The organism is Halorientalis salina (assembly GCF_005049285.1).
In the GTDB taxonomy this organism is placed as follows: Archaea; Halobacteriota; Halobacteria; order Halobacteriales; family Haloarculaceae; genus Halorientalis; species Halorientalis salina.
This window is the reverse complement of record NZ_SOSC01000010.1, coordinates 1-23,856: the sequence shown is the minus strand read 5'-3', so window position 1 is coordinate 23,856 and position 23,856 is coordinate 1. Positions and strand designations below refer to the sequence as shown.

Genomic DNA, 23,856 nt, shown 5'->3' with positions numbered 1-23,856 from the left:
GGCCCGTAAACCCCCCAGCCACCGACTTAGAGGGAACGCCCATCAGACCGGACAGGTCGGATGGCGATGACACAAAGTTTATGCGCGGTTGGTTACTCACTTTCTGAGTAACTAATGACGATCATCGTCACTGGTGGCGACGGCTACATCGGGTGGCCCGCCGCCCTGCGAATCGCGACTCGAACGGACGACCGCGTGCTGGCCGTCGACAACTTCGCCCGTCGCGAGTGGGTCGAAGAGGTCGGCTCGGTGAGTGCCGTGCCGGTCTCCTGGATGGACGAGCGACTCGACGTCGCCGAGGAGGTCCACGGCGTCACCAACCTTTCCTTCGTCCAGGGCGACCTGGCCGAGAAGTCCTTCGTCGAGGAGCTGCTGGCCGTCCACGAACCGGAGGTCATCGTCCACGCCGCGGCCCAGCCCTCCGCGCCGTACTCCCAGATCAACGGCGAGCGGGCCAACTACACCCAGCACAACAACATGCAGGCCACGCGGAACCTCCTGTGGGGCCTCGAAGAGCACGACCTGAACGACACGCACTTCATCGAGACCACGACGACCGGCGTCTACGGCGCTCCTGAGTTCCCCATCCCCGAGGGCGGTGCGGTCATGGAGAACGACGGCGAGCGCGACGAGGTGCCCTTCCCGGCGATGGCGGGGTCGTGGTACCACCTGACCAAGAGCCACGACGCGGCGAACATGCGCCTGGCCCACTCGCAGTTCGACATCCCGATCTCGGACGTGCGGACGGCGATCACCTACGGGACCGAGACCGAGGAGACGCGCGACCACGACGCGCTGAAGACGCGCTTCGACTTCGACTACTACTTCGGGACCGTCGGCCACCGCTTTGCCGCCCAGGCCGTCGCGGGCTACCCTGTCACCGTCTACGGCAAGGGCGAACAGCGCAAGCCGTTCATCAGTCTGGAGGACGCCGTCGAGGGGCTGGCACAGCTGGCGCTCGCAGACCCCGACGACCGCCCCGACGACCTGACGGTGTACAACCAGGTGACCCGCGCCATCTCCATCGTCGAGATCGCCGAGACCATCGCCGACGTGGGCGACGAGTTCGACCTCGACGTCGACGTCGAGCACTTCGAGAACCCGCGCGACGAGGACGAGACCCACAAGATGGAGATCGAGAACGGAAAGTACGAGGCGCTCATCGGCGAGCAGGCCCAGGACTTCGAGGGCGGCGTCCGTGACATCTTCGAGACGCTGACCCAGTACGACGACACCATCGAAGCCCACGAGGACCGGTTCCTCCCGGGCGTGCTGGAGGACTAGGGGATGGACGTCCTCGTCACCGGCGGCTGTGGCTACATCGGCAGCGCGCTCGTTCCGATGTTGCGCGACGACGACGCCGTCGACCGGATCGTCGTCTTCGACAGCCTGGAGAGCGGGTCGCCCCGGGCACTGCTGGGGACGCTCTCGCCGGTCGACAGCGACGGTGACGGTGACGACGGGGGCGAGCAGGCACTGGACTTCCGGCGCGGCGACGTCCGGGAGTACGGCGACGTCGAGGGTGCGATGCGCGGCGTCGACACCGTCATCCACCTCGCGGCCATCACCGGTGCGGCGAGCACCCACGACCGCCGTGACGAGACGTTCGGCGTCAACTACGACGGCACCGAGAACGTGCTGAAGGCCGCGGGGAAACTCGGCGTCGGAAACGTCGTGTCGGCCTCCTCGTGTAACATCTACGGCCGGGCGCTCTCGACCGACATCGACGAGTCGGTCGAACCCGATCCGATCAACCCCTACGCCGAGGCCAAGTACGAGGCCGAATCGTTGCTCGCGGACTACTGCGCAGACCACGAGATGCGGGGGACCGCTCTGCGGATGGCCACGAACTACGGCTATTCGCCCGGAGTGCGGTTCAACCTCGTGGTCAACTACTTCGTGTTCCGGGCGCTGACCGGCCGCGCGCTGACGGTGTACGGCGACGGCTCGAACTGGCGACCGTTCATTCACGTCGAGGACGCCGCGCGAGCCTACAAGTCAGCGGCACTGCAGCCCGACGACTGGGACCGGCAGGTGTACAACGTCGGCACGAACGACGGGAACTTCCAGATCTCCGAGATCGCCGACATCGTCCGGGAGGAGGTCGGCCCGGTCGATATCACCTACCTGGAGGACGAACACCCCGGCCCGTCGTATCACGTCGACTTCGACCGGCTGGCCGAGACCGGGTTCGAGACCGAGTGGACGCTCCGCGAGGGCGTTCGGGACCTGGCCGAGCGGTTCACTGGCGGAAGCTAAACAGACTGTAACCCTCGCAGATCACCACAAATCAGGGCATTTCATCGTCACGTCCGTCCTCACAGGACTGCTGGACTTCGTCTTTGACAGCCTCATATGTTCCCGGCTGGAAGATCTTCTGCCCAGTCACATCCGCCAGCTTGCCGCCCGATTCCAACTGCTCCTCGATGACTTTACTGAAGCTCCGATCTCCCTTCTCACGCTTCAGTTTTCGGTACACCTCGTCGGAAACTGAGATGTTCCTGGACATACTATCAATACTCGCTGCTTAGGGTAAGGTCGTTTCGCTACTTCGGATTCCCCGAGACGAAAATCACGTGCCGATCGTGACCGGTCGGGAACGATTCGCTTTTCCGAGACTCCCCCGAACCGGGGCTATGGAACGCCTGCGGGAATCGTTACACGAGGCCCCGATCATCGACAAGGACGGCTACGAGTACATGGTCCACCCCATCAGCAACGGGGTGCCGATGCTCGACCCCGCGTTGCTCCGGGAGGTCGTCGTCGAGGTCATCCAGCGGGCCGACATGGACGTCGACAAGATCGTCGCGCCCGAGGCGATGGGCATTCACCTGGCGACCGCGCTCTCCTTGCAGACCGACATCCCGCTGGTCGTCATCCGCAAGCGCTCGTACGGCCTCCCCGACGAAGTCGCGCTGCACAAGTCCACGGGCTACTCCGAATCGGAGATGTACATCAACGACGTCGAACCCGACGACCGGGTGCTCATCGTCGACGACCTGCTGTCGACTGGCGGGACGCTGGCCGCTATCTGCAACGCGCTCGACGATATCGGGGCGGAGATCAGCGACATCGTGGTGGTCATCCGGAAGGTCGGCGAGTCCGCGCTCGACGACACCGAGTACGACGCTGAGAGCCTCATCGACATCACCGTCGACGACGGCGAGGTTACGATCCACTGACCGAAGCAGTGCTCCGACCGAAAATTCACATTTTCTTATAGTTCTTCATCTTCGAGAATCCGGACCGAAACCCGGTGAAATCCCTGGATTGAGGGGATAACGAAACCGTTATGATACGATGTCCGCTGGAAACGGCTATAGATGGGAACCAAGACCGAGGGTGAGATCGATCTCGACTACGAAGTCGACGACAAGCCCCCGTTGCCGAAGTCGATTCTGCTCGGGATTCAGCACGTCGCGGTGATGATCGTCCCGGCGACCGCCGTGGCGTACATCGTCGCCGGCGCTGTCGGTCTCAGTGGTGCCGACACGGCGTATCTCGTCCAGATGGTGCTGCTGTTCTCCGGGATCGCGACGATCGTCCAGACCTACGCCATCGGCCCCGTGGGGTCGCGACTTCCGATCGTGATGGGGACGAGCTTCACGTTCGTCGGCGCGGCCTCCTCGATCGGCGCGAGCTACGGACTGGGAGCGGTCTTCGGTTCGATTCTCGTGACCGGCTTCGTCGTTGAAGGCCTCGTCGGCTGGCAGTTCAAGCGTATCCGTCCCTTCTTCCCGCCGCTCGTCACTGGATTGGTGGTCGTCATCATCGGCCTCTATCTTATCCCGGTCGGCATGGACTACGCGGCCGGCGGCGTCGGTGCCGCCGACTACGGCTCGCTCACGAACCTCGGTCTCGCATCACTGGTTCTCGGCATCGCCGTCGTGCTCAACATGTTCACGAGCGGCGTCACGCGACTCCTCTCGGTGCTCGCGGGCATCACCATCGGCTACGCCGTCGCCGTCGCGCTCGGCGTCGTCGACTTCAGCCCCGTTGGACAGGCCGGCTGGTTCGCGGTCCCGCGACCCGGCGAGTTCGGCTTCGCCTTCGAGCCGGTCCCGATCGTCACGTTCGCGTTCCTCTTCCTCGTCTCGGCGATGGAGACCGTCGGCGACATGTCCGGCGTCACGGCCGCCGAGGGCCGAAACCCGACGCACGAGGAGTTCCGCGGCGGCCTCTTTACCGACGGGCTGCTCAGTTCTGTCGGGTCGGCCTTCGCCGCCTTCCCGATCACCTCCTTCTCCCAGAACGTCGGCATCGTCAACTTCACCGGCGTGATGAGCCGCCACGTCGTCGGCATCGGGGGCGTCATCCTCGCGCTGCTCGGTCTCAGTCCGAAGGTCGGAGCCGCCGTCACGACGATCCCCAGTGCCGTCTTCGGCGGTGCGGTCCTGCTGATGGTCGGGATGGTCGCCGCAAGCGGCGCACGGCTCATCTTCCTGCATACCGACCTCGACCGCCGGAACATGGTCATCATGGCCGTCTCGCTCGGCCTGGGCCTCGGCGTCGCCACCCGGCCCGAAGCGCTCCAGGGGCTCCCCTCGGCCGCTCAGACGTTCTTCGGCCAGCCGGTCATCCTCACCGCGATGTCGGCGCTCATCCTGAACACGTTCGTTCCCGGCGAGCAGAGCCCGCTGTTCGACGCCGAGCCGGGTGAGACGCCCGCCGAATCGATGGGACTCGTCTCGAGCGACGACTGACGCTACACGTCACTCGTACGGAGCCTGACGGTCCTCACTCGTAAAATCCCTCACGTTTGCCGATTCGACGAACGAGCATTGCGTCGCGATCCCGATTCACGTCGACGATAGCGCGGTAGTCTCCGATACGGAGCTTGTAGAACGTCGATCCTTTCAGACGTGTAAGATAGTGATCCGGGAAGTCACTTGCATCCCGAATCTTCGAGAGTGTTCGGTCACGAACGTCCGGTTCTGCCTTTTCTAGCCACTCCTCGGCGCGGTCCGACAACTCGACGTGCATCGTCACTGGCTGTCGAAGTCGAGGTCATCGATCGATGTGCTATCGTCCCATGCGTCCTCGCGAGTGGTCTCCAGTTCGTCTTCGAGGTCCGAATCGAGTCGCGGACCAACCAGTGCCCGATACGCGACGCCCGGACCGAAATCCCGCCGCTGGACCGTTTCCTCTTCGATCATCTGTTCTAAGCGCGTCCGCACGGCTTCGTCGGTGACGTCGATGTCCCAGTGTTCGGTCAGTGCCGCCCGAACCTCACTGACAGTCAGGTAGGGGTCGTCGGCACTCGCCTCGAAGTCGAACGCTTTCAGTATGTCCTGGTTGCGCATCTTCTCGCCGAACTGCCCGCTGTCGTCGCGGTTCTGCGTCGCCATACAGACGGATACTCACGCAGGAGTGATAACCGTTTGGTGTAATCAAAACGGTCTACGAATTCGAGATTTCCGGTATCAGTCGTCGTCGGCCGTGGCGTGTTTCGTGCTGTCGACGCTGACCGACTCCCACTCGTGGTCCGAGTGGGCACCTTCCCGCTCTTTCGCGCTGCCGGCGACGCGCATGAACTCGGCGTTCGCGCGCGCTTCCGGGATGGTGTGGCCGCCGCAGTACGACAGCCCGGACTTGATGCCCGCACAGAACTCCTCGGCGACGTCGGCGACTTCTCCCTTGTAGGGGGTCAGTCCCTCGACGCCCTCGTCCGCGGTGACGTTCTCCTCCTTGTCGCCGCGCTCCTCGGCCGCGGTCGTCGTGGCCATCCCGCGGGAGCGCTTGTACCGGACCCCGTCGACCTCGATGGTCTCGCCCGGGGCTTCCTCCGTTCCGGCGAAGAGGCTGCCCATCATCACCGTGTCGGCCCCGGCCATTAGCGCCTTGACGGCGTCGCCGGAGGTGCGGATGCCGCCGTCGGCACAGATGGTCACGCCGAGGTCCTCGGCGACCTCGGCACAGTCGTCGACGGCCGTCAACTGGGGGACGCCCGCGCCCGCGACTTTCCTGGTCGTACAGTGCGAACCGGGACCGATCCCGACTTTCACGCAGTCGGCACCCGCCGCGGCGAGGTCCTCGACGCCGGCCGGCGTCGCCACGTTCCCCGCGACGATCTCGATGTCGGGGAACTCGCCCCGGATGTCGGCCACAGCGTTGAGCGTCCGCTCTAAGTGGCCGTGTGCCACGTCGACGACGACGGCGTCGACGCCCGCCTCGACGATTGCCTCCACGCGGCCGACGTAGTCCTCGTCGATGCCGACGGCGGCCGTGACCGGGACGCCATCGGCGGCGACGTCCGCCACCGCCTCGGCCTGCTGTTCGACGGTGAGAAACCGGTGGATCGTCCCGACGCCGCCGGCCTGCCCCAGACTGCTGGCCAGTTCGGCCTCGGTCACCGTGTCCATCGCCGCCGACACCAGTGGGGTGTCAAGTTCGATGGCCGGCGTGAGGTTCGTCGAGAGGTCGACGTCGCTCCGACTGTCGACGGGAGACCGCTGTGGCACGAGTAACACGTCACCGTAGCTCAGTCCCGTTCGCAGTTCGTCCATAGCCGACAATTTCGAAGTGGTGTCGCAGTCTTAAACCTCTCGATCCGGTGTCATAGGCTCCGTCTGGACGGCGTGGTCCGAACCACGGCGCGTATATACCGGCGTACCGACATCCTGGGTATGACGAAGTCACCGGAATCGAACGTTACCGTCGCGGTCACCGGTGCCGCGGGCTACATCGGCAGTCGCGTGGTTCGGGTCCTCCAGGACGAACACCCCGACTGGGAGATCACCGCACTGGACAACTTCTACCTCGGCGACGTTCGCCAGATCGGCGACGTCCCGGTCGAACACGTCGACATTCGCAATCGTGACCGGCTGGAAGCGGCACTGTCGGGCGCGGACGTAGTGATGCACCTGGCTGCGATCTCCGGGGTGGACGACTGCGAGGAGAAACCGGACTTGGCCTACGAGGCCAACGTCCAGGGGACGAACAACGTCGCCTGGTTCTGCCGGAAGACGGGAGCGGGGCTGATCTTCCCCTTCTCGATGGCCGTGCTGGGCGATCCCCAGGAATTCCCGATCACCGTGGATCATCCGCGGGACCCGATGAACTGGTACGGGCGGACGAAGTTGATTAGCGAACGGGCCATCGAGGACTTCGCCGACGGAGCGTTCCCGGCCCACCAGTTCATGATCTCGAACCTGTACGGGGAACACGAGATCAGTGGCCAGTCGGTCTCGAAAGGGACGGTGACCAACTTCTTCGTCAACCGCGCGTTGGCCGGAGAGACGCTGACGGTGTACGAGCCAGGTACGCAGTCGCGGAACTTCGTGCACGTGAAAGACGTTGCGCGGGCGTACCTGCGGAGCGGCGAGCAGATGATTGAGCAGTTGGATGCTGGTGAGACCGGGGTGGAGAAGTATGAGGTCGCGAGCGACGAGGACCCGAGCGTGATGACGCTGGCCGAGTGGGTTGCAGAGATTGCCGCCGAGGAGCGTGGCATCGACGCGGATATCGAACTAGTCGGGAATCCACGTGGGAACGAAACACTCGTCGATACGTTCCAAGTGTCGACCGCATCGGCCCGCGAGAAGTTGGGCTGGAAGGCGAGTGAGTCGGTGAGAGAATCGATTCGAACCCTGCTATCGTAGGATATCTAATATTCACCGGTAAGGATGTATATCCCTGAGTATGTGACTACTTGCATATACATCTCCGTATTAACGATTGGATGGCGTGTTTTCTCCTATCTTTGTTTGCTGGCGGTGATAATCGCTCTCGGCAAATCTGTGAGCGCCTACCTGAAATTCACTGACTACGCTTGGGGAGAATTATCTAGAAGATCATACCAGGAGTAGATGCGATTTTGTTGTCTTATGCATTATCACCTTCCAGTTACCTCGCAGTGTTTATAAATAACGACCGTACAAGCACAAACAATGAGTGAGGCCGAGGAAATCGGTCGTCGACAGCAACTCCATGCCCTACTACGGGTTGCAAGATACAGACCGGTTTTTACTATCGCAATTATCGTTGGAGGTATCTTCGCTGCACTGTTAGAAGGTATTGGTCTAAGTTTCATCTTACCTATCGTCGAAATTGTACAGGCTCCTGGTGACCCAGCACAACAGGCCGATGGTGCAATGGGTCTATTCGTTTCTGCGTATCAGTTCCTTGGTATCCCGTTTACGCTCGGATATGTCGTCGCTGGCGTTAGTTCTGTCTTGACTGTCAGATGGACGCTAACGTTTGCCGTCCGGTGGCTGCGAGGCGCATTGTCGGTCGATTACACGCGAGCGATGCAAAAACAATCTTTCAACAACGCGGTTGATGCACGCATTGCGTACTTCGATCATGAAGGGTCAGACGACATCCTCAACGCTGTGGTCACTCAGGTACGGTATGCTGGTAGAGTCATTCAGCATGTTGTCAACTTCATCGAGCAGGGTTTTTTGGCACTAATGTATCTCGGTGCCGCAGTCGTGCTGGCTCCGAGACTAGCGCTATTTGCTATCGTGTTTCTCGGAGGGTTTTCAGTGCTGTTTCGGAACGTTATTGAATCGGGATACGAACTCGGTGATAGAGTCGCTACGGCGAATGAATGCGTCCAGCAGACCGCTCAAGCAGGGACACAGGGTATCCGGGACACGAAACTCTTCGGCCTGAAACAGGAACTGTTTGACGACTTCTTAGAGGCTGTCAATCAGTACGCACAGTTCAGTATCAGACAACGACGGAACCAGCAGGCAATTCAGAATTTCTACAATCTGCTGACTGCTATTTCAGTGTTTATTCTCATCTACTTAGCAATCTCGTTCGCGGAGATGTCCCTGGGATCGCTGGGCGTGTTCCTGTTTGCGATGTTCCGACTTGGGCCGAAAGCGAGTGGCCTGAACTCGACGGCCTACCAGATCGAGAACACCCTCCCACATCTGGTTCGGACCCAGGAATTCATCGACGAACTTGAACAGAACAGCGAACCGACGTCCGATTCGGAACCGGTCCCCGACGAGGTTCGAACCGTCGAGTTCGACGACGTGCGCTTCTCGTATGAGGAACAGGAAGAGACAGCACTAGACGAACTCTCGTTCGAGTTCGAGAAAGGAGAGTTCATCGGATTCGTCGGTCAGTCGGGGGCCGGAAAGTCGACTATCGTTTCGTTGCTGGCGCGGCTGTACGAACCCGATGCAGGTGAGATCCGAGCCAACGGGCGGCCGATTCACGAGATGGACATCGACGAGTGGCGGTCACGTATCGCCGTCGTTCGCCAAGATCCGTTCGTGTTCAACGACACACTCAGGTACAACCTTACCATCGGGAATCGGACGGTATCTCAGCAGGAACTCGACCGGGTCTGTGAAATCGCCAAGGTTGACGAGTTCTTCGACGATATGCCGGAGGGCTACGATACCCAACTCGGCGATGACGGTGTTCGTCTCTCTGGCGGACAGAGACAACGTGTTGCTCTGGCCCGTGCGCTTTTGAAAGACGCTGATATCCTGGTGCTGGACGAAGCGACCAGCGACCTCGATTCGAGTCTCGAAAAGCAGGTGCAAGCCTCCATTGAGGGAATGGAGTGGGACTATGCGATGATTGGGATTGCACATCGTCTCTCGACCGTAAAGAACACCGACCGCATCTACACCGTGGATGACGGTGAGATAATCGAAGCCGGCCGACACGAGGAATTGATCGAGCGCGGCGGGCAGTACGCCGAGTTGTACGCGATTCAGTCCCGGGGCGAGTGATACGACGCGGTTGTAATGACCGTCACCGAACGGTTTCGAGTGCCGTTTCCAGTGCTTCGACGACGCGGTCCTGGTCGGCGTCGCTCATGCCGTGTGCGACCGGAAGCGTGAGCAGGTTGTGATAGAGCGAACGGGACGTCTCGAGGTCGCCGATACGTTTCGCATCCGCGAAGGCGCTGGTCTGGTGGACGGCGTAGGTGCCGATCTGACTCTCGATGTCCTCCTCGGCGAGGAGCTCGATGAGTTCTTCACGCGTGGTTTCGTCGCCGGCTTCGACGTAGACACAGTAGCTCTGGTAGTTGTGGACGGCCTCGGACGGCTCTGTCGGGGGTGTGACGCCATCGACCGACGCCAGCAGGTCCGTGTATCGATGTGCGATCTCGCGGCGACGGGCAACGATGTCGTCGAGACGGTCGAGCTGTGCGACACCGACGGCGGCGAGGATGTCGCTGAACCTGAAGTTCGTCGCGTCCGCACGGACGAACCCGATCTCGCCCTCGCGCTGGTCGGTCCCGAAGTTCTTGATGCTGCGCACCGTCTCTTCGAGGTCGTCGTCGTCGGTGGTGATCATCCCGCCCTCACCGGTTGTCAGGACCTTCCGGGGATGGAAACTGAACACGCTCACGTCGAACTGCGAGCCGACCGGGGACCCGTCGTATTCGGCACCGGAGGAACAGGCGGCGTCTTCGAGGACCGGGACGTCGTGGGCCGCTGCGATGTCGTTGATGGGCGCTGTCGGCAGTGGTTGGCCGCCCCACGACACGGGGAGGATGGCGCCCGTTTCGTCGGTCACGGCATCGGACAGCGCATCGATGTCGATGTTGTACGTGTCGCGATCGACGTCGACGAGAACCGGCTCTGCACCGACGCGGACGACGGCATTCGCGGTCGCGGGGTGCGTGAAATCGGGGAGCGGTACTTCGTCGCCGGGACCGACGCCCAGCGCTTCGAGGGCGAGTTCCATCCCGGTCGTACAGGACGTGACCGTGATTGCGTGGTCGACACCGACCCGTTCGGCGAACCCGTCTTCGAATTCCTCGGCGTAGGGCCCCTGTGTCATGTAGCCGGAGTCGAGGACGGCTTCGATGTTCTCCAGTTCCTCGTTACCGACTACGGGATCGATAAGCGGGATTGTGTCCGTCATCTGCTCGTAGCATGCGCCAGTGCGTACTTGGCTGTGATGGTTCACCGCACTCTCCGGACGACCAGAAGTGATTACCGTGCTGACGGGTAACTCTCGGCGAAGATGGAACTCGCGACTGCCGACCTCGTCGACGCCGACGACCTCGCTCCGATCACTGTCGCCGTCTTCGGACTCGGCAAAATGGGACTGCCGCTGGCGGCAGTGCTCGCCGACAACGGTGCAACGGTCACCGGTGTCGACATCGACGAAGAGACGGTTGCGACGATCAACGACGGGCGCTCCCCCGTCTCGGAACCCGGACTACAGCGTCTGCTGGACAGACACGCCGGGTCCCGTCTGACGGCGACGACAGACGGTCGAGCGGCCGCCCGTGACGCCGATGTCAGCATCGTTCTCGTTCCCACGCTCGTCGACGACGAGTACGAACCCGACCTCGGTCCGGTACTCGCCGCCGCCGAGACCATCAGCGAGGGCGTCGCGGCCGGCGACCTCGTCATCCTGGAGAGTACCGTCCCGCCGGGAACGACTGCCGGCGCGTTCGCCGAGGCCGTCGAACCCGAGCATCTGACTGCGGGGGTCGACTTCGGCGTCGCACACTGTCCGGAGCGAACGTCGTCGGGGCGCGTGATCACCGACCTCACGGAGTCGTATCCGAAGATCGTCGGCGGCCTCAGCGAGGCGGGGACCGAGGCTGCGGCGGCACTCTACCGACAATTCAACGACCCCGGCGTCATCGAGCAACCGAACGCGACCGCCGCGGAAGCGGTCAAGGTGTTCGAGGGAGTCTACCGGGACGTCAACATCGCGCTGGCGAACGAACTCGCGAAGGCCTGCGAAGAGTGGGGGCTCGACGCCGGTGCCGTCTTCGAGTCGGCCAACAGCCAGCCGTACTGTGACATCCACGACCCCGGCGTCGGCGTCGGCGGCCACTGTATCCCGGTGTATCCACATTTCGTGATGAACCGGGCCGAGGAGACGCCGCTGTTGCGAACCGCCCGGCAGGTCAACGACGGGATGCCAGACCACACGGTCGCCGTGACCGAATCGCTCCTCAGCGCGGCGGGGCGTTCACTCGACGACGCGACCGTCCTCGTCCTCGGACTCACGTATCGACCCGGGGTCGAGGAGACGCGGTTCGCGCCCGCCTTCGACGTCATCGATGCGCTCGGCGACCGGGGTGCGACCGTCGCCGCACACGACCCCCTGCTCGCTCCCGCCGAGATCGAATCGACCAGGGCCAGTGCCGTCGACGACCCGCTCGACGGCGCGTGGGACGCCGTCGTACTCGCGACCGGCCACGAGGAGTACGAACGGCTGGATCTGGACGCCCTCGCGGACGCGATGCGGACGCCGGTGCTCGTCGACGGGCGGAGCTTCTTCGAGACCGACGAGACGTCCCGGTTCACGTACGCCCGCGTCGGTGACGGAACGACTGACCTCTAGACCCTCCCTTCCCGCTGTCCGGGCCAGTCAGCTGTAGTGCTGCTCGATCCCGCTGGGCCCTACTGCACCCTCGACGATGTACATCTGATACCAGATCTCCAGCGCGACGAGTTTCCAGAGGAGTTTGTAGTGGGGTGTGAGCGCTTCCGTGGGGTCCTGTTCCAGCAGCGTCCGTACGTACGATTCCTGCACGTATCCCTCCCTGACGATGTGTGGGTCATCGAGGATACTCCGTGCGTGGGGTAACAGTTCGTCTCTGACGAAGGGGAAGGTCGGCATGGTGAACCCCTGTTTGTCCTTGGCGAACACTGCATCGGGGAGTCTGTCACGCATGGCCTCCTGTAGCACCTTCTTGCCGGCCGTCCCGTCGATGGGCCCGGAGCCGAACTTCTCGGACAGCGGGAGCGAGAGTGCCAGGTCGACGAGTTCGTTGTCCAGGAACGGGACGCGGGATTCGAGCGAGTGGGCCATGCTCATCCGGTCCTCGACGAGGAGGAAGTCGTCCGGCAGTTTGATGCTGAAATCCCAGTCGAAGGCCTGCTCGACGAGCGACCCGTCGTCGACCCTCGTGGCGCGTTGGCGCACCCAGTCCGCAGGGACGAAATCGTCGGGAAGCCCATCACTGAAGGCCCGCTCCCGGAACACCTCGATGTCGCCGATGACGTCACTGTTGTTGAGCAGGACGTAGAGGCGGGCCGGGTCGTCGATGTGGCGCTGGAGCGAGGTGTCTTTGAGCGCATCGTCGGATTCGAGGTCGGCGGCGGCGAGATGGTCCTGGAGCACCGACGTTGCGGTCTGTCGGATGGCGGCTTTGCTGTCCGCTGTCTCGGTGGCACGAAGCTGTTGATACTCCTGTAAGCGACTGTAGCGGTAGATGTACCCACCGAACAACTCGTCGGCACCGAGACCGCCGAGGGCGACCTTCACGTTCTCGCGCATCTCCTGGGCGACGTAGTACGGATACAGGTTCCGCTTTGGCTCGTCGGCGTACCAGATCATCTCGGGGAAATCCTGCATGAAGTCCCCGTCCAGCGTCAGTTCGTGGTGGTCCGTTCCGAAGTGATCCGCGACGACGCGCGCGTCGGCACGCTCGTCCCACTCCTGGTCCTCGAAGCCCATGCAGAAGGTCTGGATGGGGTCGTCGCTGATCTCCGACGCCATGGCCACGACGCTACTGGTGTCGAGGCCACCCGACAGGTAGAACCCGACCGGAACGTCGCTGACCAGTTGCCGCTCGACGGCGTTGTACAGCGCGTCCTCGACCGCGGCCGCCGGGTCCGACGGCGGCTCCCGTCCGGTGGCCGACGGCTGCCAGTACTCGTGGTCCGTTCGCGTCCACTCGCTTCCCTCACGCTCCAGTTCGAGGACGGTGCCGGGAAGCACCGTCTCGATACCCTGGAACAGCGTCGTCTGAGACGGTGAGAACCGTAGCTGGAGGAAGTACTGGAGCGCCTCGGTGTCGACCGCGGGGGTGACGAGCCCGCTCTCGAGGATGCTCTTCGGTTCGCTCGCGAAGGCGAACCCGTCGTCGAACGGGGCGTAGTAGAGCGGCTTGATGCCGGCGCGGTCCCTCGCGAGCAGCAGGCGCTCGGCGGTCTCGTCCCAGAGAGCGACGCCAAACATCCCGTTGAGCTTTTCGAAGAGGTCGATGCCGTACTCCTCGTAGCCGTGGACAAGGACTTCGGTGTCGGTCTCGGTCGTGAAGCTGTGGCCTCGCGCTTCGAGCGCGGAGCGGAGCTGGCGGTAGTTGTATATCTCGCCGTTGTACACGACGACGACGTCGCCGTCCTCGTTGTAGATGGGCTGGTCGCCGCCCGCGAGGTCGATGATGCTGAGCCGCCGACTGCCGAGCATGACCCCATCGGCACAGTACGTCCCGCGGCTGTCGGGTCCCCGATGGGTGAGACAGTCCGTCATCTCGTCGAGCAGCGACGGGTCCTCGATACCGACGACGCCGCTGATACCGCACATTACTGGTCGGTATCCTCCGTCAGCCACTGGAACGTCCGTTCCAGTCCGTCACGGAACTCGGTGTCCGGCGTCCGACCGAAGAGCCGTTCACACTTGCTGGTGTCGGCGTAGAAGTCGTCGATCTCGTCGGGTCGTTCGGGCTTGCGGTCGATGTCCGGGTCGACGCCGACGACGTCCGCCATCAGTTCGATGGCGTCGAGGATCGCCGTATCGGTGCCACGACCCATGTTCACGACCTCGTTTTTCACGTCGCTCTCGAGGCCCTCGACGATGAACGACGTGATGTCCCGGACGTAGATAAAATCCCGCGTCTGCTGGCCGTCGCCGGTGACGAAGACGCCTTTGTCATCTGACAGGCGCGAGAGAACGACGGGAACCAGCGCGCCCGACTCCGGGTACTGGTAGGGGCCGTAGACGTTGAAGAAACGAAAGACCAGATAGTCGAGGTCGTACAGCTGATTGTACACCTCCAGATACTCCTCGACGGCGTGTTTGGCGACGCCGTAGGGCGACTGCGGGCTCGCCGGATGGTCCTCGGGGACCGGGACCGTCTCGACCTCGCCGACGAGTGAGGATGCAGAGGAGAAAAAGACCTTCTCGACGTCGTGTTCACGCGCCGCGTCGAGGATGTTCAACGTCCCGACGACGTTGATCTCGGCGTTCAGTTTCGGGTCGTCGGTGCTGGCGGGCAACGGATGGGCGGCGAGATGTGCGATCGCGTCGGCGTCGCCGACCGCGTCTTCGACGGCCTGCTCGTCGGTAATGTCGACGTCGCGGTACTCGACGTTGCTTGCGTCGTGGTCGATCTGTTCGATGTCACAGGCGAGAACGCGATGCTGTGTGTCTGCGAGTTCGTCGAGGAGGTTCCGGCCGACGAAGCCCGACGCGCCGAAGACGGCAATATCCATATGCGGGATTGCGTTCAGTATCCGCTTAGAACCTTCGGTCCCCCGAGGGGTCATCCGAACTCCCTCCCTCGACATCTCTCTCGTTCCCGTCCACTCGGGCGAAATACACATACGTACTCGACTACAGGCCACAGGCAACGAAGCATGGACGACGAGACAGTGCCGGACGTTGTCGTTTCGGATGGCGCGACGGTCGGCGTCGCCTACGATGACGAGACGGCCCCGCCGGAGTTTGGCCCGGGAAGCGTCATTCGAGCAGGGACTATCGTCTACGATGACGTGACGGCCGGCCGTTCGTTTACGACGGGCCACCACGCCTTGGTTCGGGAGGAGACCCACGTGGGTGACGATGTCCTCGTCGGCACACAGGCGGTGGTCGATGGGGCGACGACTGTCGGCGACGACGTCAGCATGCAGACGGGGGTCTACGTCCCCCGGAACACGACCATCGGGAGCAACGTTTTCCTCGGCCCGAACGCGACGCTGTTGAACGACCCGTATCCCCTCCGGCAGGACGTCGACCTGACGGGACCGACGCTGGAAGACGGCGTCTCCGTCGGCGCGAACGCGACTGTGCTGCCGGGCGTGACCGTGGGTGAAGGGGCCTTCGTGGCCGCTGGTGCCGTGGTGACTGACGACGTGCCGGCGAGGATGCTGGCCGCGGGCGTCCCAGCGACGGTCCAGGACCTCCCGCCGGAACTGGCTGGTGAGAACGATCTATGACTGAGATCCCCATCGCCGACCCACAGGTCTCAGAAGCCGCCAAGGAAGCGGTCTGTGACGTACTGGACTCGGGGATGCTCGCCGACGGTGCGGTGGTCCGCGAGTTCGAAGCCGAGTTCGCCGAGTACGTCGGCGTCGACCACGCTATCGCGACGTCCTCTGGAACGACAGCGCTGCACGCGATGCTTGAGGCGGCCGGGATCGGTGACGGCGACGTCGTCCTGACGACGCCGTTCTCGTTCATCGCCTCCGCAAACGCGATTCGACATGCGGGTGCCGAGGTAGCCTTCGCCGACGTACGGCGCGATACGTTCAACCTTGACCCCGACGCCGTCCGGGACGTACTGGCCGAACGCGACGACGTGATGGCGATCATGCCGGTCCATCTCTACGGGCTTCCGGCAGACATGGGCGCGTTCAGGGACATCGCCCGGGAATACGGGCTCCAACTGTTCGAAGACGCTGCCCAGGCCCATGGCGCTACGTTCGACGGCGAGATGGTTGGGTCACTGGGTGATGCTGGGGCGTTCTCGTTTTATCCGACGAAGAACATGACGACCGGTGAGGGCGGGATGATCACGACCGATGACGACGAGGTGGCCGATCGAGCACGGCGTCTCATCGACCACGGCCGTACCAGTCGGTACGAGCATGTGGAGATAGGATACAATTTTAGGATGACGAATGTTCACGCGGCCATCGGCAGGGAGCAGTTACGACGGCTCCCGGACTGGATCGAGAAACGACGTGAGAACGCTCGGTCTCTCACTACAAAAATCCACGAATCTACCGTCGCCTCTCCCCCCTACATACCTGAGAATAGAATCCACGCATTCCACCAGTACACGATCACCTCGCCCCTACGTGACCATCTCGAAACCCGTCTAAAAGAGGCCGACATCGGGTATGGCATCTACTACCCAACACCGATTTCGAGCCAACATGTGTATGACGACTGTGGTCTGTATCCAATAGCAAGGGAGCTAAGTGAGCAGGTGATCTCAGTCCCAACCCATCCGACGCTGTTGGAAGCTGACATCGAACGGATTGGCAATACTATCAACCGAACTCAAAGAGAGTCATGACATCGAAGACCGTTCCAGTGGCTGTCATCGGCGCCGGTAACATGGGTGCAAACCACCTCCGGGTGTACGACGAACTCCCTGGTGCAGAACTCGTCGAAGTCGTTGAACCTGATGCGAGCCGAGCAGCAGAAGTCCGTGATACGTACGATGTTACCGTTCTCGATTCGCCGGAGGATATCGCCGTAGCCGATGCGGCAACGGTGGCTGTGCCCAACCATCGCCACCGCGAGGTGTCCGAAACCTGTCTCCAAATGGGACTAGATCTCCTCGTTGAGAAGCCACTCGCGATGACTGTTGCGGATGCAACCGCTATTGTCGACACTGCAAAGTCAAACGATGCCATTCTGCAAGTCGGTCTCATCGAGCGTTTCAACCCGGCAGTAGAACTGCTAGATGACATCCTCTCCGATGAGGAACTGATCGCTATCGAAGCGCATCGGCTCGGCCCGTTTAACGAGCATCTGACACAGGAAAGCGTCGTCTACGACCTGATGATTCATGATCTCGACATCATCCGGAATATCGTCCATGCGGACTGTACGTCGCTGAACGCGGTCGGAACGACGACCTACTCCAAAGAGATCGACCACGCAGTGGCAACGATGAACTTCGAGGGTGGTGTAGTTGCAACTGCGACGTCTAGCCACGTAACTCACGGAAAGGTCCGGCGTTTGGACATCACCACACGGGAAAAGTACATCCAACTCAAGTATCAAGAACAGTCCATCCGCATTCAACGGCGTGGAGTCGAACAGATGACGCGACTGGAGAACCAGAGTGGCTATCGGATGGAGAAAATAACCGAGCGTCCATTCGTCAGCACACGCGAACCCCTAAAAAACGAAATTGAACATTTCCTGGCGTGTGTTCGGAACAGAACCAAACCGCGCGTCGACGGGGAAGACGGTATCGAGGCCATCAGGTGTGCATCACGTATCGTCGATAGGATTCTTAGAGAATGATGTCCCCGTTCGCAATGGCCTTCAGAAAATGGCTTCAGCTCTCGTTCGCCCGAACAGAAGGTCTCAGGCGTCCACTGGGAGGGACGATAAATGACTTCTCGACGTGAACTCGCCAGCAGTGTGGCGGACTACTTCGACCGAGAAGCGTGCGTTCTCTTTGGGAGGGCTACGACCGGCCTCGCACTTGCCATCGAAGCAATGTGTGACGGCGGAGATGTCATATTCCCGGCCTACACGTGTCCCTCAGCCGTTTACAGTTGCATCTACGGGGGAGCGCAGCCGAAGTTCTGTGATGTCAGGGCGTCAGATTACAATCTGGATAGTGCGGCACTCGAAGACGTCATTAGTACCGATACGGATGCTGTGGTAGCGGTACACCTTTTCGGACACCCGCTTGACCTAGACCCTATCGCGACCGTCTGTGAAGAATACGATGTGAAACTCATAGAAGATGCTTGTCACGCGATCGGCACTAGCCACGACGGTCCACAACCCGGTTCAGGAGGGGACGTGAGCCTCGTCAGTTTCAACGACAAGAAACCGATTGACGCCGGTCACGGTGGGGCAATTCTGACGGATAATTCCGAGTTAGCTGCCGAACTCCGCGAGCGTGAGAAAGCCGTTCCTGTCCGAGACCAGGATGTACTGGAACGGATGACGGAACACTACCGTCGACTCTATTATGCTATCGAGGATTATCAATCTGAATTTCGCCGTGGGGGCAAACTCTTTGAGGTACTTCCGGAACAGTTTCGTCCGCTGTACATGCAAGGGTTCGAAATCGACTCGATAGCCGATATAGAGGCAGCTATGGACGGTCTCGAGGACGAAATCCGAACCCGTCGACGTCATGCAGGAATATATCGTTCAGAAATATCCCATCCAGCAGTGACTCATCCGTCACCACTGGGGGAACCTTCATACTACAGGTATAGCGTCCGAATGCCGTCGGAATCGTGTCGAGAGCATGTGGTCTCATCACTTCGCGATGACGATTTCCACGCGAGTACCCTCTACTATCCAATCGACCGTCAGTTCGGAGGGGCCGAACCAGTCGAAGTAGCAACTCGGTTGTCACTGCACACGATTAATCTATGGGTAGATTCGACAGTCAGCGAGGAGTACGTCAGAAATTGTGCAAGCGCTGTTGATGCGGCGGTGGCCGAGTTCAGAGATGCTGACGGGGACGAGAACCCGGATAACACGAATATTTAAAAATACTCCATCCGTGGGTTTGCGGAAGAGCAATGCCACGAAAGAAGAATGTCATCTACCTGGCTGTCGACGCCCTTCGCCCGGATTATCTCGGCTGTTATGGAAATGAATCTGTATTGACAACTGAAATTGACCGACTTGCTGACAACGGTGTCGTATTCGATGACGTCACGTCGTCGGCACCGTGGACGGTCCCTTCGGTCGCCACGCATCTAACTGGCAAATATGCCCACCGGATGAACATTTTCTCATCTGAGTTCGACCTAAACGATGAACCGGTCCAGACGGTTTTTGAACACTTCTCTTCGAAAGGATACACGACGGCTGCCTTTCTAGACAGTGAAAGTCTCTATGAGCAATGGGACAAAGATGTTGATTACTACGCGAAATCACTCGACCTAACGAACCTTCTGGATTTCATCACCCAACAAGGGGACGAACCGTTTTTCCTCTTCAATCTCTATCGAGGGACCCACCTTCCATACGTGCTTAAATACTCGAAGGAGGCTTGGTATCGAGCACAGGAGGAAGGACTCGATAAACTTCGCTCCAATGACGAGGACGATTTACGAGAGATGAAATACCGGTACCAGAATGCAATCGAACATTTCAGTGAGTGGTACCTGCGTGCGATCATCGACCGTTTGAAGCGGGAGGACCTATTGGAAGATACAGCGATAATAATCACGGCTGATCACGGAGAGACCTGGGGTGAACGTCGTGAGGACCGGTCAGACATGGACGCCTTCGATTTACACGGCCCGTCCCTGTACAACGAGGTATTGAAAGTGCCCCTAATACTGTATAATCTAGGCACTGAAACGGGAATCCGCATCACGGAGCCCGTCCGTTCGATAGATATCCTGCCCACCTTGTACGAGTCCGTTGGGATCGAGAAAGACGTCAACCATCACCTCGATGGAATCTCGCTGTCTCCTGCAATCGAAGGTGACACCGCGGCCGTCGATTATCCCTCTATCGCATTCAGCGCCACCACGAGATACGAGAACCCGTCTGAACGTGACATCTCGGCCATCAGTAACTTCTCGGTCATCCGTGACACATGGAAACTCATCTGGGACCCTGAAAACGATACAGAGGAACTTTATAATGTCAAGTCAGACCCGGATGAACGCACTGATGTCTCTGAGCAAAACACTGAGGTTGTCGCCGAACTTCGGAAAATCCTGGAAGACGAAATTGAAAATGTGGGAGTGATGAAAGATGGGGCGGATTCGGATATCGTCCAGGAACGACTTGAAGACCTCGGGTACCTCTGACAACATGTTCCAGGCGCGTCGGCTATCAAATGAACTCCAATTAACGGGCAGCTGTTAACTATTGATGGAAATCGAACAAGTTGTAGCAGACAACGAGTCGGATTATGAGTCGGTACTTGATACCGCGGCAAACAGTACATTCTTCCATTCGTTGGCGTACCGGGACCACTTACAGTTGGTTATGCGAGATGAGCCGAAGTATTTCATCGCGTACGAAGACTCACGCCCCGTGGGCGCGCTTCCAACATTCGTCACGAGAAATGATGAATATGGGAACGTTCTAAATTCACTTCCATTCTTCGGAAGCCACGGCGGAGTTCTGGTCTCGTCGGAGATTGATCAAGAAACCCGGAGCACTGCCCGTTCCGAGCTACTTTCGACAATCAAGTCAGTCGCACGTGAAGAAAACTGTGTTTTCTCAACGGTCATAACGTCTCCGTTTGAGGAGGATACCATATATCAGGAAGAGTTGGATCCAGATTACACGGATTCACGAATCGGTCAGATAAAACCGCTCCCGCAATCCGCCGATGAGGAAACACTGCTTTACGATGTCGAAAAACGCTGTCGAACGGCGATCCGCAAGGCAAAAAAAGAGGGGGTTGATGTCACCGAGCGAACGTGCGACGAGCGCATTCGCGAACTGCTCATTACCGAGCATACGAAACATATGGAAGCGGTCGGTGGGACGCCGAAACCACCTGCGTTTTTCAGAGAACTCGAATCTCACTTCTCACCAAACGACGATTTCAAAGTGTATGTCGCAGAATATGATAACGAAGTTGTGGGACTGCTTCTGCTATTTTATCACCAACAAACGATTGAATATTTCACCCCCGTTACTATTTCGGAGTACCGTGATGTCTATCCCATGAACTATCTGATCTATCAAGCGATGCGAGATGGTATCAGGGAAGGGTACGATACTTGGAACTTCGGTGGGACGTGGACGACACAGGATGGTGTGTACAAGTTCAAACGTAGTTTTGAACCAATAGAGACTGAGTACTATTACTTCGTTAATCAGTATGAGGATGTTAGTGAGCTTACTTCGTTGTCTCCAGACGAGGTAGTAAATGAGTACCCATGGTTCTACGTGCTTCCGTTTGACGAACTGTAACCCATCGGCTGTTAGCATCGAAGCCGTCCTGCTTCCAGTCCTTCACTATCCCTCACGTAACCGTGAAATCAATGACGGCCTTTAAACCGACCTTTCTCGCTCCTCCTGCTGACCGTTCTTGAACCGATGCATGGTGAAACACTCTCCCATACCATCTATCGATCCAATTCTTCAACTAGGACTTTGGACATTTTCGTTCCACCACGCTCCAAGTTGCCCGATTGTGGTGAACCATGCCCCCGCTTCTGCCAGTCGTTCCAAGACAGACTCGTACAGTGCTACTCTTCCGCCGTCGTCGAAGAAACTCGGATGCCAAAGTAGCGTTAATGTGCCGGAAACCGCCTTCACTTCTCTAATGAAGTGATCGACATACGACATGTAAGTGGCGTCTGAAATTCCCCCCCGACCGGGTTTCAAGAACCCTTCGTCCAAGACAAGGGGAATCTCTAAAACGTCACTCGTGTCGGTATCCGTCCAGTCATAGAGTTTCCAGGGATATGACGTTCCGAATCGAAAACCGTTGTCACCCTTGATCCCAAGACTCGAATCGTATTTGAAGCCTGCTTGCGCTTGCACGCTTGGCGTTGACTGGATGTCATACTGCAACCGATGGTGTCGTACGCTCTCAATGGACGAACCGATGACTGTTTCGAGTCGCTCGCGCTGTGTTCGGAGTGCTGAACTATCTCGATATGTTCCGAGTGAAGGATGGAGACCGATCTCAACGCCCTCCTTCAACAACTCCTTCATCACCTCTGTGAATGGACGCGTTTCACCGTCGTACTCGATACAAGTTGAATAACTGATGTGTGGGTCCAACCTGGACTCCACAAGCGAATGCTCCGGTGGAACGAAAAACGTTGAGGGTGCATTGTACTTCCGTTCGACGTCTCTGATAGCATCAATCCCCGAGACTGTCTCACTGGCCGATTCCCCGGAAGACATTGCCGCTCGCGAGAAGGCGTATAACTGCCGCAAACACGACTTGACCAGTGAGGACCTCGCCTCGTTATCCACGAGATTCGAAACGGTAGTCCGTAACTGCCGGATCTGGGGCTTCAGTGCTTGTGGACAGATGTGGTCTACATCGTGTGTGAGACACACCGCGAATTCCTTACCGTTCGGATATTCTGGACGTCCCTCCTCAGCTGCTCGTTTCTCGTCTAAAACAGGAATCTGTAACTCTCCCCGCTGGTTGAAGTAGTTGTGAGTCCGATTGGCGACATCTTCGACGCTAACACCGTCGTCTAGAAGATGCTTTTCTTGAACTCCACGTAAAATCTCAGCGGAAGAATACTCCATACTGTGTTACCTCTGACCTGGTCCGTCGAATGAATGTATTGAATTCAAACCGCCAGACTGTAAGGAACGTTCACAGTCGTGCTGCATAGACGTTTCCTCCGTAACGGTCGGGTTCATGTTTGCCGTGGCAAACTGTTAGACCACGTTCCTGAAGCATCGTTGCGATCTTCTCGTTTGCGGCGGTATCTTCGTCTTCGAGGGGCTGTGTGGCTCGCATCCACACTCGTATGTCTGGTTGGCGAAGGGTTTCTTCCATTCCTTCGACGGCTTCTATCTCGGCCCCGCTAATTTGAGTGAAGACGAGGTCCACATCACCGGCGCTCGCGTCCTCAATGATGGTGTCGATCGTGTCGGCTTGGACCGGCACCCGTTCTCGGTATTCCTCTGGCGGGTGGTCAGGAACGAAAGTTTCCGCACTCGAAATTCGATTGATCGCGGAATTGGTGCTCACGAGGAATTCTATCTCCTCGGAATCGTTCCAGACTGCACGGTGGAGAATCGTCACGTTCTCCCAGTTTCGTCTCTCCTTCTCGACTCGCAGAATCTCGACATTCTGGGGCTCGGCTTCCACGACGAAGACCTCGCCGTCAGGACCGACGGCATCAACCCAGTCTTCGACTGTCTCAACCCTCCAGACTCCTGCAGCTAATACAGTATCTCCTTTGTCTGCAAGGATATGTTTCGGGAGGTTAGAAACGAAATTCAGTGCAAAGCACTGCAAATGAAATGTGAATTTCGAGTGGGACATCTGACTCAATAGAAACTTTCCGGGTATCTTGAACATATTCAATGTCATGTGTTCGATGATTTTACTGCGTCATTAATAAATGCCGGTAAAAATGTCACAAAGGCACTTGTTGGCCTGTATTTGGCATTTTGAGCGTGTCATAGAAAGCCTCCCGTGGGAGGCCGCAGGGTTTGGAAACTGTGTCCAGCAGTACCAACGCCCTGCAAGACGTAGCTTCGGTAGACGACTTCTTGAATGCGGCGGCTACCGAGACAGTA

22 protein-coding genes are annotated in these 23,856 nt (G+C 59.4%); 13 read left to right on the top strand and 9 right to left on the bottom strand.

The annotated features are described in order from the left end of the window. Positions 1-114 precede the first annotated feature (114 nt). On the top strand, positions 115-1,284 hold the full coding sequence (locus E2481_RS15205) for an NAD-dependent epimerase/dehydratase family protein (protein WP_136718017.1): 1,170 nt from the start codon (positions 115-117) through the stop codon (positions 1,282-1,284). Between the two features lie 3 nt (positions 1,285-1,287). After that, positions 1,288-2,259 carry an NAD-dependent epimerase/dehydratase family protein gene (locus E2481_RS15200; RefSeq protein ID WP_136718016.1) on the top strand — a complete coding sequence of 324 codons (972 nt, stop codon included), beginning with the start codon at positions 1,288-1,290 and terminating at the stop codon, positions 2,257-2,259. Between the two features lie 31 nt (positions 2,260-2,290). Here the strand turns inward: E2481_RS15200 and E2481_RS15195 are convergent, their stop codons facing one another. Beyond that, on the bottom strand, positions 2,291-2,509 hold the full coding sequence (locus tag E2481_RS15195; protein ID WP_136718015.1) for an antitoxin VapB family protein: 219 nt from the start codon (positions 2,507-2,509) through the stop codon (positions 2,291-2,293). 127 nt (positions 2,510-2,636) lie between these two features. On the opposite strand from E2481_RS15195, the gene hpt reads away from it, so the two are divergent. After that, entirely contained in the window at positions 2,637-3,182 is a 546-nt protein-coding gene (hpt, locus tag E2481_RS15190; RefSeq protein ID WP_136718014.1) for a hypoxanthine/guanine phosphoribosyltransferase, read from the top strand. Positions 3,183-3,323: 141 nt separating this feature from the next. Next, entirely contained in the window at positions 3,324-4,703 is a 1,380-nt protein-coding gene (locus E2481_RS15185; RefSeq protein WP_136718013.1) for a uracil-xanthine permease family protein, read from the top strand. A 34-nt stretch (positions 4,704-4,737) separates the two neighbouring features. On the opposite strand, the gene E2481_RS15180 is transcribed toward E2481_RS15185, so the two are convergent. The 3 genes from E2481_RS15180 to E2481_RS15170 form a co-directional block, all read right to left on the bottom strand. Beyond that, a complete protein-coding gene (locus tag E2481_RS15180) occupies positions 4,738-4,983 on the bottom strand; it encodes a type II toxin-antitoxin system RelE family toxin (RefSeq protein ID WP_136718012.1) in 246 nt (81 codons plus the stop codon). A gap of 2 nt (positions 4,984-4,985) precedes the next feature. Next, positions 4,986-5,348: a helix-turn-helix domain-containing protein gene (locus tag E2481_RS15175; protein ID WP_136718011.1), complete on the bottom strand. Its 363-nt coding sequence runs from the start codon at positions 5,346-5,348 to the stop codon at positions 4,986-4,988. A gap of 75 nt (positions 5,349-5,423) precedes the next feature. Further along, positions 5,424-6,506 (bottom strand): guanosine monophosphate reductase, encoded by a 1,083-nt coding sequence (locus E2481_RS15170; protein WP_136718010.1) that lies wholly within the window; start codon positions 6,504-6,506, stop codon positions 5,424-5,426. Positions 6,507-6,626: 120 nt separating this feature from the next. Between E2481_RS15170 and E2481_RS15165 the strand changes: the two genes are divergently transcribed. Next, positions 6,627-7,601, top strand: coding sequence for an NAD-dependent epimerase/dehydratase family protein (locus E2481_RS15165; RefSeq protein ID WP_136718009.1), 975 nt, complete (start codon positions 6,627-6,629; stop codon positions 7,599-7,601). Positions 7,602-7,889: 288 nt separating this feature from the next. Continuing rightward, positions 7,890-9,698: an ABC transporter ATP-binding protein gene (locus E2481_RS15160; protein ID WP_136718008.1), complete on the top strand. Its 1,809-nt coding sequence runs from the start codon at positions 7,890-7,892 to the stop codon at positions 9,696-9,698. A gap of 22 nt (positions 9,699-9,720) precedes the next feature. Here the strand turns inward: E2481_RS15160 and E2481_RS15155 are convergent, their stop codons facing one another. Then, on the bottom strand, positions 9,721-10,842 hold the full coding sequence (locus tag E2481_RS15155) for a DegT/DnrJ/EryC1/StrS family aminotransferase (RefSeq protein ID WP_136718007.1): 1,122 nt from the start codon (positions 10,840-10,842) through the stop codon (positions 9,721-9,723). Positions 10,843-10,944: 102 nt separating this feature from the next. On the opposite strand from E2481_RS15155, the gene E2481_RS15150 reads away from it, so the two are divergent. Continuing rightward, on the top strand, positions 10,945-12,285 hold the full coding sequence (locus tag E2481_RS15150; RefSeq protein ID WP_136718006.1) for a nucleotide sugar dehydrogenase: 1,341 nt from the start codon (positions 10,945-10,947) through the stop codon (positions 12,283-12,285). Positions 12,286-12,312: 27 nt separating this feature from the next. Here E2481_RS15150 and asnB read toward each other — a convergent pair whose 3' ends face one another. Continuing rightward, entirely contained in the window at positions 12,313-14,256 is a 1,944-nt protein-coding gene (gene asnB, locus E2481_RS15145; RefSeq protein ID WP_136718005.1) for an asparagine synthase (glutamine-hydrolyzing), read from the bottom strand. Further along, a complete protein-coding gene (locus E2481_RS15140) occupies positions 14,256-15,164 on the bottom strand; it encodes an NAD-dependent epimerase/dehydratase family protein (protein ID WP_169302461.1) in 909 nt (302 codons plus the stop codon). Before E2481_RS15140 ends, asnB begins: the two co-directional genes overlap by 1 nt. Before the next feature lie 144 nt (positions 15,165-15,308). Here E2481_RS15140 and E2481_RS15135 point away from each other — a divergent pair, with 144 nt between their 5' ends. The 6 genes from E2481_RS15135 to E2481_RS15110 all read left to right on the top strand — a co-directional run bounded on the left by E2481_RS15135 (position 15,309) and on the right by E2481_RS15110 (position 21,549). Then, positions 15,309-15,887, top strand: coding sequence for an acyltransferase (locus E2481_RS15135; RefSeq protein WP_136718003.1), 579 nt, complete (start codon positions 15,309-15,311; stop codon positions 15,885-15,887). After that, entirely contained in the window at positions 15,884-16,972 is a 1,089-nt protein-coding gene (locus E2481_RS15130; protein WP_136718002.1) for a DegT/DnrJ/EryC1/StrS family aminotransferase, read from the top strand. Before E2481_RS15135 ends, E2481_RS15130 begins: the two co-directional genes overlap by 4 nt. Then, positions 16,969-17,934: a Gfo/Idh/MocA family protein gene (locus tag E2481_RS15125; protein ID WP_136718001.1), complete on the top strand. Its 966-nt coding sequence runs from the start codon at positions 16,969-16,971 to the stop codon at positions 17,932-17,934. Before E2481_RS15130 ends, E2481_RS15125 begins: the two co-directional genes overlap by 4 nt. Positions 17,935-18,024: 90 nt before the next feature. Beyond that, positions 18,025-19,149, top strand: a complete 1,125-nt coding sequence (locus E2481_RS15120; RefSeq protein WP_136718000.1) for a DegT/DnrJ/EryC1/StrS family aminotransferase — start codon at positions 18,025-18,027, stop codon at positions 19,147-19,149. A gap of 32 nt (positions 19,150-19,181) precedes the next feature. Continuing rightward, the gene (locus E2481_RS15115) at positions 19,182-20,429 is read left to right on the top strand and encodes a sulfatase family protein (protein ID WP_136717999.1); all 1,248 of its coding nucleotides are present in this window, start codon (positions 19,182-19,184) and stop codon (positions 20,427-20,429) included. A gap of 64 nt (positions 20,430-20,493) precedes the next feature. Continuing rightward, positions 20,494-21,549 (top strand): lipid II:glycine glycyltransferase FemX, encoded by a 1,056-nt coding sequence (locus E2481_RS15110; RefSeq protein WP_136717998.1) that lies wholly within the window; start codon positions 20,494-20,496, stop codon positions 21,547-21,549. Positions 21,550-21,720: 171 nt separating this feature from the next. On the opposite strand, the gene E2481_RS15105 is transcribed toward E2481_RS15110, so the two are convergent. Both E2481_RS15105 and E2481_RS15100 read right to left on the bottom strand, forming a co-directional pair. Further along, positions 21,721-22,851 carry a hypothetical protein gene (locus E2481_RS15105; RefSeq protein WP_136717997.1) on the bottom strand — a complete coding sequence of 377 codons (1,131 nt, stop codon included), beginning with the start codon at positions 22,849-22,851 and terminating at the stop codon, positions 21,721-21,723. 70 nt (positions 22,852-22,921) lie between these two features. Further along, positions 22,922-23,647, bottom strand: a complete 726-nt coding sequence (locus E2481_RS15100) for an FkbM family methyltransferase (protein WP_136717996.1) — start codon at positions 23,645-23,647, stop codon at positions 22,922-22,924. Positions 23,648-23,856 lie beyond the last annotated feature (209 nt).